This window comes from Neorhizobium sp. NCHU2750 (assembly GCF_003597675.1).
Lineage (GTDB): Bacteria > Pseudomonadota > Alphaproteobacteria > Rhizobiales > Rhizobiaceae > Neorhizobium.
Genome location: NZ_CP030827.1, coordinates 3073136 through 3086793, shown reverse-complemented (window position 1 = coordinate 3086793; position 13658 = coordinate 3073136). Strand labels below are relative to the sequence as shown.

Below are 13658 nucleotides of genomic sequence, written 5' to 3'. Positions count from 1 at the left end.
CTAATCGGATAAAAAATTATGGCCTCTCTCAGTAAGAGGCAAGGCAATCGCAGATAGGCCAGTCAGAGATAGGGTGGCGTCACGGCGCTGACAACTTCGCAGCGTTCGGTGCCGACATTGCGATAACGATGCGGCAGGCGGCTGTTGAACAGATAGGCGTCGCCGCGTTTCAATATGCGGGTCTGGCTGCCGACGGTGACTTCCAGTTCGCCGGCGACGATGACGCCGCCTTCTTCCGCTTCATGGGCCAGCATGGTCTCGCCGGTATCGGCGCCGGGGTCGTAGAACTCGTGAAAGATCTGGACGCTGTGGGATTTCGCGTCGCCCACCTGCAGCAGCGTCAGAGGGCCTTTCGACAGGGGCGTGAGCTCGTCGGCGCGGAAGAATATCTGGTCGACGGGCGGCAGGGTCAGCGCGAAGAAATCGGTGAGCGGATAGTTGATCGCCTCGAGGATCTTCTTCAGCGACGCGACCGAGGGTGAGACCTTGTTCTTCTCGATCAGCGAGACCAGCGAATGGGTGACGCCGGCCTTGACCGCTAGCCCGCGCTGCGAAAGCCCATGGCTCTGACGCACGAGGCGCAGCCGGTCGCCGACGTCGAACTCGCCTTCGGCATTGCTTGGAGCGGCGATATCTGCCGCACTACCCGTGGCGTGCATGCTTTTCGTGGTCTTCCCTGTCTCCGGCGAAAAAACGGCCGGTGGCCCATCAAGAATTGCACCGCACTGATACACCTATGGCGCGGCTTTGGCCAATGACGAATAACGGCGCCGGCTGTGAGGGCATTCCAGCGCAACAGATGAGGCCCGGTCACGCGACAGGAGCCGCCTGGTCGTGGCCTGCACGCGCAATGTGGCAATCCGCTCCGGATGCGAAACCGGTTCTCGCCTTTGCTGTAATGCCTCTAGTGGCCGCCGCCCGATATCATCTCTACGAGGAGTGCCAGACGGATGGCGCGGAAGGCCGGCCTTATGCGGCCGTGACGCTCCAGCTGGGCCAATCCATGCAGGGCTGCCCAGAATGTCTCGGTTTCGGTCTCGGCGGTGGCTTCATCGGCAAACGGCGCGATCACGGCCAGCATGGCGCCGAACGTCGCGCGCAGTTGTGCCGGCGTGTCGGATCTGGCGAAGCGCAGTCCCGTCGGAAGCACGAACATGGCGTCGTAGAGTGCCGGTCGTTCAAAGGCGAAATCCAGATAGGTGCATGCCACGTCTTGCGCCTGTTCGGCCGGCGTGGAGGCGGGGCGGCGTGCATCGCCAAGCAATTCGGCCAGTTCGCCGAACCCTTCGAGCGCGACCGCACCGACAATCTCGTCTCTATTCTGGAAGTGCGAATAGAGCACCGGCTGGCTGTATTCGATCTCGTCGGCAAGGCGCCGGATCGTGACGGCAGCCCAGCCCTCGCGTTCAGCAATCGCTCTTGCCGTGACGACGATCCGCCGCTCGCGTTCATCGCGTTCTCTCGCCTTACGCTCGCTGATCCCCACCGGTGCCGAACCCCATTGTGTCGATCGCCGGAACTAGCAGATAAGACGGTGATTGACAAACTAGCGATGCTAGATTAATTATCGATAGTAGAAAATAGAACGGATGTCGGCGCTGACATGGGCGGCAGCGCGTTAATATCCTCTGTCGCGATCTCTCTCAGGAAACAGCAACGGCCGAAGGAGGCCAATTTTCCATGGCAAATACAGTTGTCGTCTATCATTCCGGCTACGGCCATACACAGCGGATGGCGGAAGCCGTCGCCGAGGGCGCGGGGGCCAGGCTCTATGCCATCGATCCGGAAGGCAATCTTTCCGATGAGGGGTGGTCGGCACTCGACGCGGCGGATGCCATCATCTTCGGCTCGCCGACCTATATGGGCGGCCCGAGCTGGCAGTTTAAGAAGTTCGCTGACAGTTCGTCGAAGGCCTGGTTCACCCTCAAGTGGCAGGACAAGGTGTTCGGCGGGTTTACCAACAGCGCCAGCCTGAACGGCGACAAGCTCAACACGCTCGAATATTTCGTTCTTCTGGCGGGGCAGCACGGTGGTCTGTGGGTGAGCCTCGGCATCATGCCGGCTAATACCAAGGCAGCCAAGCGAGACGACGTGAACCGGATGGGCTCCTATATCGCGCCGATGGCGCAGTCAGATGCGGATGCGGCGCCCGGAGACATGTCCCGCGGCGATCTCGAAACCGCGCTTCTCTACGGAGCCCGCGTGGCGGGGATTGCGCAAAGGCTGGTGCAGCCACAGCCTGCCTGATCCGGGATCCCGGCGGCGGATATCGGTGCCCGCAGCGCGATGTCAGCGGCTCCACCTTTGCCCGTCCGGCATGTCAGATCATGCCGGACGGGTCAGATAGCAGGTTACACTCAGAAAAACGCCTGGATGCCGGTCTGGGCACGACCCAGGATCAGGGCATGCACATCATGGGTGCCCTCGTAGGTGTTGACCGTCTCGAGGTTCTGGGCGTGGCGCATGACGTGGTAGCCGACCTGGATGCCGTTGCCGCCATGCATGTCGCGGGCCTGGCGGGCGATATCGAGCGCCTTGCCGCAATTGTTGCGCTTGACGATCGAGATCATTTCCGGCGCCATCCGGTGCTGGTCCATCAGCTGGCCGACGCGTAAGCTACCCTGCAGGCCAAGCGCGATCTCGGTCATCATGTCGGCGAGCTTCTTCTGGTAGAGCTGCATGCCGGCGAGCGGCTTGCCGAACTGCTTGCGGTCGAGGCCATACTGGCGGGCGCGGTGCCAGCAGTCTTCGGCGGCACCCATGACCCCCCAGGAAATGCCGTAGCGGGCGCGATTGAGACAGCCGAACGGACCCTTGAGGCCCGACACGCTGGGCAGAAGCGCATCCTCGCCCACCTCGACGCCATCCATGACGATCTCGCCGGTGATCGAGGCGCGCAGCGACAGCTTGCCGCCGATCTTCGGGGCAGAGAGGCCCTTCATGCCCCTTTCCAGCACGAAGCCGCGGATCTCGTTGTTATGGGCTTCGGACTTTGCCCAGACGACGAAGACATCGGCGATCGGGGCGTTGGAGATCCACATCTTGGAGCCGCGCAGGCGATAGCCGCCGTCGATCTTTTCGGCGCGGGTCTTCATGCCGCCGGGGTCGGAGCCGGCATCCGGCTCGGTCAGGCCGAAGCAACCGATCAGTTCGCCCGAGACGAGGCCGGGCAGATACTTCTTTTTCTGCTCGTCGGAGCCATAGGCAAAGATCGGGTAGATGACGAGCGATGACTGGACGCTCATCATCGAGCGATAGCCACTATCGATGCGCTCAATTTCCCGGGCGACGAGGCCGTAGGCGACGTAGGAGGCTGAGGCTGCTCCATATTCTTCCGGCAGCGTGACACCGAGCAGGCCGGCCTGACCCATCAGCCTGAACAGGCCGGTATCGGTCTTCTCTTCCAGATAGGCTTCCTCGACGCGTGGCAGAAGTTCCGCCTTGGCAAAGCTTGCCGCCGCGTCGCGGATCATCCGCTCTTCTTCGGTCAGCTGGTCGTCGATGAGAAAAGGGTCGTTCCAGATAAAGGCCAAGGGATCCTCCAGGGTCGCAGATTGCGGAATTATTGGCATTCGTCAGTCGGATTACGCTGCCGATACGACAGGAGCAAGGCTGGTTTACTCAACCGGCCATGACGGATAGTAATAAGCCATGACAAATCTCTCGCGCAAACTCCTGCCATCGACATCCGCACTTGCAGCCTTCGATTCCGTCGCAAGGCTCGGCAGTTTTTCCTTGGCGGCGGATGAGTTGTCGCTGACGCAAGGGGCGATAAGCCGGCAGGTTTCCGGGCTTGAAGAGCAATTGGGCGTGAGCTTGTTCGATCGTACGAGCCGCGGCGTGGTGTTGACGCCCGCGGGCGTGGATTTTGCCGTGGCGATTGCCGCAGCGCTATCGCAGATCCGTTCGGCTTCGCTGCATGCCATGACCAAACGGCATAGTGACCAGCTGAACCTCGCCATTCTGCCGACCTTCGGCACGCGCTGGCTGATGCCGCGCATTCCCGGCTTCGTCGCCCGACACCCGGAGGTGACGCTCAATTTCGCCACCCGCATCGGCATGTTCGATTTCGACCGCGACGGGATCGACATGGCCATTCACGTGGGGCCGAAAGGGGAGGACGGGCCGGACTGGCCGGGGGCCGAATCCACTTTCCTGATGGAGGAGATGGTGGCGCCGGTCTGCTCGCCGGCTTTTCTGGCTGTCCATCCGGTCGGGCGGCCGGACGATCTTCTCCGGCTGCCGCTTCTGCACATGGCTTCGCGGCCTGGCGCATGGCGGCACTGGTTCGAGAGCCTCGGGGTTGCGGGTCATATCGGCGAGGGCATGCGCTTCGAGCAGTTCGGCAGCGTGACGCAGGCCTGTATCGCCGGTCTCGGGGTCGGGCTGATGCCGCTTTTCCTCATCGATACGGAGCTTGCCGGCGGCCAGCTGGTGGAAGCATCGCCGCATCAGGTGGTCAGCCCGAGTGCCTATTATGCGGTTGCGCCCAAGGGGCGGAGCGGCTTTCCCCCGGCGGTTGCCTTTCGGGCATGGCTTATCGAAGAGGTGGCCCGTTACAACCAGGAAATCGTGGCCTGGTGACCACAGGCGATGCTAATTTTGTCTATATGAAAAGTTGTATTGGGCTCGACATGCAAGCCGGTTTGTGCTTATGATTGATTAAATGATTAGTCAACTATAGCACTTGCGGGTGATCTTGAGGTCATGCTGGCGCTGTAACCCTTAAAAAATGCCTACGGACATTCGAAAACCCCTGCCGGTCTTCGGTTCGTGATGCCTGGAAGCGCTGCAAGACAATGAATGTCCGCCGATCGATGATGATGTCAGTGATCCGTCATGCTCAATTTTACGTATATGGTGCAACTTCAATGAATTCGATGGTTGCATCCATGGGGCTCGCGTAAAATGGGTGTCTGGATCGATACCGACATGGGATTTGACGACCTCGCCGCCATCATGGTTGCGGCGCATGAGGGCATGGCCATAGACGGCATTTCGCTGGTCTTCGGCAATGCGCCTATCGCGCAGGTCCGTCGCAATGCTGCCGGTGCGGCAAGCGCCTTCGTGTGGCCATTTCCGATCCATGCCGGGCGGGCAAAGCCGGTTGTCGGCAAGCTGGAGACGGCTGTCTCCGTGCTGAGCGAAGCGGGTATGCCGACCATCGGTCAGGCACTTCCCGCCGCGCCCGACACATTTGCCGAAGATGGGTTCGAGGCGCTCTGTTCGTGGTTGCAAGGCAGCGATGGTGAACGCCGTATCCTGGCGCTTGGACCGCTGACCAATATTGCCGCCGTGGCGCTGGCACGGCCGGATCTGGCTGCAAAAATCACCGATCTCGTTTGGATGGGCGGCGGGCTGACTGCCGGCAATCATACAGCATCGGCCGAATTCAACGCCTATGCCGACCCTGAAGCTGCGGCGATCGTGCTTTCGCATGGCATTCCGTTGCGGATGGTCGATCTCGATCTCTGCCGCAAGGTTTTATGCACGCCGGAGGATGTCCTGCCGGTGCGAGAAGCGGGTGGGCGCAATGCCGTGCTGCTCGCCGACCTGCTGGCCGGTTTCGTGGCGATTGCCACGCGAAATGGGCGTAAGGCGATGTCGCTCTACGATGCAGTCGCGGCGGTCTGCTTCGTCCGGCCCGACCTCGCGACCTGGCAGGCGGCACGGATCGATATCGAGCTTGCCGGCACCCTGACCCGTGGCCGGACGGTTGTCGAGACGCGTGTTGGGCGAGGCGAATTCAATGCAAGTTTTGCCGCCGATATCGATGCGGACAAAGCCAAGACGATCATCCTCGAGGCCTTGAGGGCGGAGGCAAGCTGGTGAAGCATATTCTCTCAACGGTAGCGGAGTTCACCGAACCCTCCCTGCGTGATCGGGCGGTCACGGCGGCACGAGGAGATGCACCTTTCGACATCCTGATTGCCGGCGGCACGCTGGTCGATGTCGCCACCGGCGAATTGAGGCCGGCCGATATCGGCATTGTCGGACCGCTGATCGCCAGCGTGCACGAGCGCGGCGCGCGTTCGGACGCTGCAGAGGTGATCGATGCCACCGGCACCTTCGTTTCTCCCGGTCTGATCGATACGCATATGCATATCGAAAGCTCGATGGTGACGCCGGCCGCCTATGCGGAAGAGGTCGTTCCACGCGGCGTCACGACGACGGTCTGGGACCCGCATGAATTCGGCAATGTCTGCGGCATAGACGGCGTCTGCTGGTCGGTGGAAGCGGCGCGCGGCCTGCCGCTGAGAGCCGTGATCATGGCGCCGTCCTCGGTGCCGTCGGCGCCCGGCTACGAGGTTTCCGGGGCGGATTTCGATGTCGAGGCGATCGACGAAATGCTGATGTGGCCGAAGATCGCCGGCCTTGCGGAAGTGATGAACATGCGCGGCGTTATCGACCGCGAAGAGCGGATGAGCGCCATCGTACAGACGGCGCTCGAATCCGAAAAGCTGGTCAACGGCCATGCGCGCGGGCTTGCAGGTGGGGATCTCTGCGCCTTCATGGCGGCAGGGATCACGTCGGATCACGAACTCACCTCCGGCGATGACCTGCTGCAGAAGCTGAGGGCCGGGCTGACGATCGAAATGCGCGGCTCGCATGATCACCTCCTGCCGGAATTCGTCGAGGTGCTGAACCGGCTCGGCCGCATGCCGCAGACGGTGACCTTGTGTACCGATGACGTGTTTCCCGATGATCTTGTCCATGGCGGCGGTCTCGATGACGTCGTGCGGCGGCTGGTCGGTTACGGGCTGAAGCCGGAATGGGCGCTGCAGGCGGCGACCATCAACGGGGCTGCAAGGATCGGTCGGGCCGATCTCGGCCTGATCGCTGCCGGCCGGCGTGCCGATATCGTGCTGTTTGCCGATCTTGCCGGGTTCCGCACCAGAGCGGTGGTGGCCAGCGGCCAGATCGTCTCGCGCGATGGCAAAATGGCCATCGATGTCGTGCGGATGGATACCAATCCGCTGCGCGGTACCGTCAAGCTTCAGCCGCTTGGCGAGGAGGATTTCAGGCTCGCTTCGCAGGGCTCCCGGGTGCGGATCGCGACCATCGACCGGCCGCGCTTCACGCGCTGGGGAGAGGCGGACGCGGCTGTCGAGGACGGATACATGGTACCCCCGGAGGGAACGGTGATGATTGCCGTCACCCACCGCCATGGCCGGGCCGACAGCCGCACCCGTCTGGGTTTCCTGACCGGCTGGGGTGAGTGGAAGGGGGCGTTTGCCACCACGCTTGCCCATGACAGCCACAATCTGACGGTTTTCGGTTCGAACCCTGCCGATATGGCTGCAGCCGCCAATGCGGTGATCGCTGCCGGCGGCGGCATGGCGGCGGTCCAGGACGGCAAGGTGACGAGCCTACTGCCGCTGCCACTTGCCGGCCTGGTTTCCGAAGCATCGGCCCGCGAGGTGGCGGAGGGTTTCCGTGCAATGCGGGCGGCGATGGACGATATCGTCGAATGGCAGCCGCCCTATCTGATCTTCAAGGCCTGTTTCGGTGCGACGCTTGCCTGCAATGCCGGCCCGCACCAGACCGACCGGGGCATTGCCGATGTTACATCCGGCACGCTATTGGAAAGCCCGATCATCGAGGTGTTTCAATAGGGATGAAGGCAAATGGATCAGGCGATCGCGCCGCATGAGTTCTGGCAGCGGGTGCATGCGCCCGGAGAGTTCGACGAAGCCGGTCCGTTTTCCAGTCGTTTTCCGGCCCGTCTCGACAATGGCGAAGAGATCGCTCTGCCGATCCGGCCGCTTGCCGATGGGAAGCATGCGTTGGCCTCGCTGATCATCAACCAGGCGAGTTTCGAGGTGCAGGACGCGTTGGCGGCCGATCTCGCGCCGAAGATCGCGGCGTTTCGGCCGGAAGTGATCATCGGCCTGCCGACGCTCGGGCTAACGCTTGCCGCAGCCGTGGCCCGCATGCTCGGATTTCCCCGCTATGTGCCGCTCGGGACCTCGAAGAAATTCTGGTACGAGGATGCGCTTTCGGTGCCGCTTTCGTCGATCACCACGCCTGACCAGCAGAAGCGTCTCTATGTCGACCCCCGCATGCTGCCACTGATTAAGGGCAAGCGGGTGGCGTTGGTCGATGACGTGATTTCCTCCGGCACTTCGATCGTCGCGGGACTGTCGTTGATGACATCGCTCGGCATAGAGCCGGTGGTGATCGGCGCCGCCATGCTGCAATCGGACCGCTGGGAGGCGAAGCTCGGTGGTTTCGGGCCCCAGTGGAAGGGGCGGGTCGTTGCCTGTTTCCGCACGCCGATGCTGACCAAAGCCGGCGAGGGGCTTTGGACGAGCTGAGGCTGCGTTCGATGAAAAGTCCCTCTCTGGCCTGCCGGCCATCTCCCCCACAAGGGGGGAGAGACTTCGCCGCGATCTTCAGCCTCAGTCGAGGTTCGGCGGTTAGGCCAGGTTGAGCCCTCCCTCTTGTGGGGAGGGTTGGGAGGGGTCTTTCTGGCTATAGCAGCCCCAACCTCAACCCACTTCACCCTTGCGCATCCGCGCTGGCTGACTAGGATCGCCGTCACCCACCCTCAGGCAATCATATTTCAGGAAGACTTTGATGGAACTGGTGTTCGACGGCCATAACGACGTTCTGTTGCGGCTCTGGCGGAACATGAAGGCGGGGGCGGATCCCGTCATTGAATTTTCCAAGGGGACACCGGAAGGCCATATCGATGCGCCGCGGGCGCGTGCCGGCGGGCTGGCGGGCGGTCTCTGCGCCATCTACATCCCTTCCGGCGATCTTGTGCTCAGCGATCCCGACGCCAGCGGGCATTACACCACCCCGCTTGCCGCGCCGCTCGACTATGCGCCGTCGCTCGACATCGCGCTGGAAAAGGCCGCGATCGCCGTCAGGCTCGATCGTGCGGGCGCCTGGAAGCTTTGCCGCTCGACTGCGGATATCCGTCAGGCGATTGCAGATAACGTGTTTGCGGCCGTGCTGCATATGGAAGGCTGCGAGGCGATCGATCGCGATCTCGACAATCTCGACGTGTTTCATGCCGCCGGCTTGCGTTCGCTTGGGCCGGTATGGAGCCGCAACAACATTTTCGGCCATGGCGTGCCGTTTGCCTTCCCGATGTCGCCGGATACCGGGCCGGGGCTGACGGCGCTCGGTTTCGAACTGGTGCGCGCCTGCAACCGGCTCGGCATCCTGATCGACCTGTCGCATATCACCGAAAAGGGGTTCTGGGACGTGGCCAGGGTTTCCGACCAGCCGCTGATCGCCAGCCATTCGAATGCCCATGCGCTGACGCCGGTCGCGCGCAATCTCACCGACAAGCAGATGGATGCGGTGAAGGAAAGCGGCGGGCTCGTCGGCCTGAACTATGCCGTGACGATGCTGCGCGATGACGGGCTGGATAAGGCAGCGACGCCGCTTTCCGACATGGTACGGCATGTGGACTACATGGTGAAGCGGATGGGCATCGACCATGTGGGCCTCGGTTCCGACTTCGACGGCTGCACCGTGCCGCTCGAAATCCGCGATGCGTCGGGCAATCAAAATCTGGTTGCAGCGCTAAAATCGGCGGGCTACGCTGACGATGAATTGTCCAAACTCTGCCGTGAGAACTGGTTGAGGGTTCTGGGTAAGGCCTGGCATGAATAATCATCTATAACAGGCATTTAAGTGCCTGAATAAGAGGGGATAAGGGCATGATTCATTCACTTTCGGCTTCCATGCGCGCGCTTTCGGCAGGGGCAGCGCTTTCGCTGCTTCTGGTTGCTGCGCCGCTTGCTCTTCCGACGGCAGCCTTTGCCGCGACGCCAGCCGATACGCTGGTCGAAGGCTTTGCCATCGACGACATTATCTCGGTCGATCCGGGCGAGGCTTTCGAGCTTTCGACCGCGGAAGTGACGGCCAACAGCTACAGCAAGCTCGTCATGCTCGACCCGGCAGATACGTCCAAGGTGATTGGCGATCTCGCCTCCGGCTGGACTATTTCCGATGACGGCATGACCTATACGTTCAAGCTGAAGCCGGACCTCAAGTTCGCCTCCGGCGACCCGCTGACCGCAGACGACGTGGCCTTCACCTTCGAACGCGTCGTCAAAATGGACAAGTCGCCGGCCTTCCTGATCACCCAGTTCGGCATCAATGGCGACAACGTGACGGAAAAGGCCAAGGCGACCGCGCCCGACACGTTCACCTTCACCGTCGACAAGCCCTATGCACCGAGCTTCGTCCTCAACGTGCTGACCGCGACGGTCGCATCCGTGGTCGAGAAGAAGGTGGTGATGCAGCATGCCAAGGCGGTGACGCCTTCGAGCGACTACAAATACGACACCGATTTCGGCAATGAATGGATGAAGACCGGCTATGCCGGTTCCGGCCCCTACAAGATCATGGCATGGCGCGCCAATGAGGCGGTCATCCTGGAGGCCAATCCGAATTATTACGGCGAAAAGCCGAAGCTGAAGCGGGTCATCTATCGCTATATGAAGGAAAGCTCCGGCCAGCGGCTGGCGCTGGAGAACGGCGATATCGACGTTGCCCGCAATCTCGAGCCGGGCGATGTGGATGCCGTGTCGAAGAAGGATGGCCTTTCGGTCACTTCGGCGCCCAAGGGCACGATCTACTATATCAGCCTCAACCAGAAGAACCCCAACCTGGCCAAGCCGGAAGTGGTCGAGGCGTTCAAGTATCTGGTCGACTACGACGCGATCGGCGCCACCCTGATCAAGGGTATCGGCGAGATCCACCAGACCTTCCTGCCGAAGGGCCAGCTCGGTGCGCTGGACGAGAACCCCTACAAGCTCGATGTCGCCAAGGCGAAGGAACTGCTGGCCAAGGCCGGGCTGAAGGACGGCTTCACCGTGACCATGGACGTGCGCAACACGCAGCCGGTGACCGGCATTGCCGAAAACATCCAGCAGACGCTGGCGCAGGCCGGCATCAAGCTGCAGATCCTGCCCGGCGACGGCAAGCAGACGCTGACCAAATACCGCGCCCGCACCCATGACATCTATATCGGCGAATGGGGTTCGGACTATTTCGATCCGCATTCCAATGCCGAGACCTTCACCGTCAACTACGACAATTCGGACGAGGGCAAGAACAAGACGCTCGCCTGGCGTAATGCCTGGGACGTGCCGAAGGACCTGAGCCAGGAGACGCTCGGCGCGCTGGAAGAGAAGGACGCCGACAAGCGTGCGGCCGTCTATCAGGACATCCAGAAGAAGTTCCTCAAGGACAGCCCGTTCGTGATCATCTACCAGAAGACCGAGGTTGCCGGCTATTCGTCGAAGCTGAAGGATTTCAAGCTTGGCCCGAGCTTCGATACGAACTTCGTCTATCCGGTTTCGAAGCAGTAGGCGGGGCTTAGAAGGCTGCTGGCGGTGCCGCATCCGTCCGCCTCCCCGTTGCCGGGCGAGCGACTGCAGAAAGAAAGTCCCCCTCTGGCCTGCCGGCTTACCGGGGTCGAGCCCCCCACAAGGGGGGAGAGGACCCGCGGAAACCGCCAGCCTCACTTTCGTTTTGGTGGGTGCGGCCGGGTTAAGCCCTCCCCCTTGTGGGGAGGGTTGGGAGGGGGCTTCTTCCAGATGCGGTTCGTCCGTCTCGGGCGGAGCGGGGTGCACTTTAACGCCGCAGATCCTTCGCGTGGTTCAAAGGAGAGCTCCTTGACCCTTACCGATACAACGGCAGCGACGCGGCGGAACCGGCGGCGGGCTTCCTCCTTCGGGATGGCGGTGGTCCGTTTCGTGGTCACGGTCGTCACCACCTTTCTCGGCCTTCTGGCCGTCACCTTCTTCATCGGCCGCGTGGTGCCGATCGATCCGGCGCTCGCCATTGTCGGCGACCGGGCGCCGGCGCATGTGGTGGAGCGGGTGCGCGAGGAACTCGGGCTCAACCTGCCGCTCTATCAGCAGTTCTACTATTATGTGAAACATGCGCTAGCGGGCGATTTCGGCACGTCGGTGCTGACCACCAATCCTGTCATGACCGATATTGCGCGGGTGTTTCCGGCGACGATGGAGCTTGCGACCGTCGGCACGATCATCGGGGCGCTGTTCGGCGTGCCGCTCGGGGTCTTGGCGGCGGTCAAGCGCGGTTCGATCGCCGACCAGATCGTCCGGGTGATCGGGTTGATCGGCTATTCGGTGCCGATCTTCTGGCTGGGGTTGCTGGCGCTCGTCCTTTTCTACGCCAAGCTCAACTGGGTCGCCTATCCGGGGCGTATCGATATCGTCTACGAATATACGTTCACGCCGATCACCGGGTTCTACCTGATCGATGCGATCTGGCAGGGGCAGTGGGACGTGCTCTGGGATCTGTTCCGCCACATCATCCTGCCCGGCGCGCTGCTCGGCTATTTCTCGCTCGCCTATATTAGCCGTATGACGCGCTCCTTCATGCTCAACGAGATGAGCCAGGAATATGTGGTGACGGCGCGGGCCAAGGGACTGTCGGAGTCGCGGATCATCTGGTTCCATGCTCTCAGAAACGCCGCCGTGCCGCTGGTGACGGTGATCGCGCTTTCCTATGCCGGGCTGCTCGAAGGCTCGGTGCTGACGGAGACGATCTTCTCCTGGCCGGGGCTCGGGTTTTATATCACCAGTTCGCTGCAGAATGCCGACATGAATGCCGTGCTTGGCGGCACGATCGTCATCGGCGCCGTGTTCATCGCCATCAACATCCTGTCCGATCTTCTCTACCGGACGCTTGATCCGAGGACGAGAAGCCGATGACCATGCCCTCCACGGACCTTGGCACGAACCTGAAACCCTATAGCCGCGAATGGCTGCTCTGCGAACAGCCGACCTCGCGGCATCAGGCGCGGCTCGGCCGGGCCTATGTGATCTGGCGGCGGTTTTCCGCCAACCGGCTGGCGCTGGCGGGGCTCGGCATCATCCTGGCCCTGGTGCTGATCGCGATCTTCGCCGACGTGATTTCTCCGCATGATCCGGTGCAGGGCGACCTGATGAAGGCACGCCTCCTGCCGCCCGGCAGTCCCGGCTATCTGCTCGGCACCGACGATCAGGGGCGCGATATTCTGTCCAGGCTGATCCATGGGTCACGGCTGACGCTCTTCGTCGTCGTGCTGGTGGCGATCATCGCGGCACCGATCGGGCTTATCATCGGCACGGTATCCGGCTATGCCGGCGGATGGGTGGATGCGATCCTGATGCGGATCACCGACATTTTTCTGGCGTTTCCGAAGCTCGTTCTGGCGCTGGCGCTGGTCGCCGCACTTGGGCCGGGCATCGAGAATGCGGTGCTTGCCATCGCGGTCACATCCTGGCCGCCCTATGCGCGTATCGCGCGGGCGGAAACGATGACCTTCCGCAATTCCGAATTCATCTCGGCGGTGAAGCTGATGGGGGCGTCGCCGCTGCGCATCATCCTCAGGCATGTCATGCCGCTCTGCGTCTCGTCGCTGATCGTGCGGGTGACGCTCGACATGGCGGGGATCATCCTGACGGCTGCCGGTCTCGGCTTCCTGGGCTTGGGTGCCCAGCCGCCGCTGCCCGAATGGGGGGCGATGATTGCCTCCGGGCGCCGCTTCATCCTCGACCAGTGGTGGGTGGCGGCCATGCCCGGTGTGGCGATCCTGATCGTCTCGCTTGGCTTCAACCTGCTTGGCGACGGTTTGCGCGATGCGCTGGATCCGAAGGAGAGCGGCCATTGAGTGGTGT

At 62.2% G+C, this 13658-nt stretch carries 12 protein-coding genes; 9 read left to right on the top strand and 3 right to left on the bottom strand.

From position 1 onward, the window contains the following. Positions 1-62: 62 nt before the first annotated feature. The gene (locus NCHU2750_RS15120; protein WP_119941259.1) at positions 63-659 is read right to left on the bottom strand and encodes a cupin domain-containing protein; all 597 of its coding nucleotides are present in this window, start codon (positions 657-659) and stop codon (positions 63-65) included. A 245-nt stretch (positions 660-904) separates the two neighbouring features. Next, positions 905-1486, bottom strand: coding sequence for a TetR/AcrR family transcriptional regulator (locus tag NCHU2750_RS15115; RefSeq protein WP_119941258.1), 582 nt, complete (start codon positions 1484-1486; stop codon positions 905-907). Positions 1487-1680: 194 nt separating this feature from the next. Between NCHU2750_RS15115 and NCHU2750_RS15110 the strand changes: the two genes are divergently transcribed. After that, positions 1681-2247, top strand: a complete 567-nt coding sequence (locus NCHU2750_RS15110) for a flavodoxin family protein (RefSeq protein WP_119941257.1) — start codon at positions 1681-1683, stop codon at positions 2245-2247. A gap of 110 nt (positions 2248-2357) precedes the next feature. On the opposite strand, the gene NCHU2750_RS15105 is transcribed toward NCHU2750_RS15110, so the two are convergent. Further along, complete coding sequence (locus NCHU2750_RS15105; protein ID WP_162939643.1) at positions 2358-3572, bottom strand: acyl-CoA dehydrogenase; 1215 nt, start codon at positions 3570-3572, stop codon at positions 2358-2360. A 79-nt stretch (positions 3573-3651) separates the two neighbouring features. Between NCHU2750_RS15105 and NCHU2750_RS15100 the strand changes: the two genes are divergently transcribed. The 8 genes from NCHU2750_RS15100 (at position 3652) to nikC (ending at position 13651) form a co-directional block, all read left to right on the top strand. Continuing rightward, a complete protein-coding gene (locus tag NCHU2750_RS15100) occupies positions 3652-4584 on the top strand; it encodes a LysR family transcriptional regulator (RefSeq protein WP_119941256.1) in 933 nt (310 codons plus the stop codon). Between the two features lie 324 nt (positions 4585-4908). Then, complete coding sequence (locus NCHU2750_RS15095) at positions 4909-5832, top strand: nucleoside hydrolase (RefSeq protein ID WP_119941255.1); 924 nt, start codon at positions 4909-4911, stop codon at positions 5830-5832. Beyond that, positions 5829-7616: an adenine deaminase gene (locus tag NCHU2750_RS15090; protein ID WP_119941254.1), complete on the top strand. Its 1788-nt coding sequence runs from the start codon at positions 5829-5831 to the stop codon at positions 7614-7616. Before NCHU2750_RS15095 ends, NCHU2750_RS15090 begins: the two co-directional genes overlap by 4 nt. Positions 7617-7628: 12 nt before the next feature. Next, the gene (locus NCHU2750_RS15085; protein ID WP_119941253.1) at positions 7629-8318 is read left to right on the top strand and encodes a phosphoribosyltransferase; all 690 of its coding nucleotides are present in this window, start codon (positions 7629-7631) and stop codon (positions 8316-8318) included. 262 nt (positions 8319-8580) lie between these two features. Then, positions 8581-9630 carry a dipeptidase gene (locus tag NCHU2750_RS15080; protein WP_119941252.1) on the top strand — a complete coding sequence of 350 codons (1050 nt, stop codon included), beginning with the start codon at positions 8581-8583 and terminating at the stop codon, positions 9628-9630. A 47-nt stretch (positions 9631-9677) separates the two neighbouring features. Beyond that, a complete protein-coding gene (locus NCHU2750_RS15075; protein ID WP_119941251.1) occupies positions 9678-11336 on the top strand; it encodes an ABC transporter substrate-binding protein in 1659 nt (552 codons plus the stop codon). Positions 11337-11705: 369 nt separating this feature from the next. Next, positions 11706-12710 (top strand): ABC transporter permease, encoded by a 1005-nt coding sequence (locus NCHU2750_RS15070; RefSeq protein WP_502703852.1) that lies wholly within the window; start codon positions 11706-11708, stop codon positions 12708-12710. Continuing rightward, a complete protein-coding gene (gene nikC / locus NCHU2750_RS15065; RefSeq protein ID WP_119941249.1) occupies positions 12707-13651 on the top strand; it encodes a nickel transporter permease in 945 nt (314 codons plus the stop codon). Before NCHU2750_RS15070 ends, nikC begins: the two co-directional genes overlap by 4 nt. Positions 13652-13658: the final 7 nt, after the last annotated feature.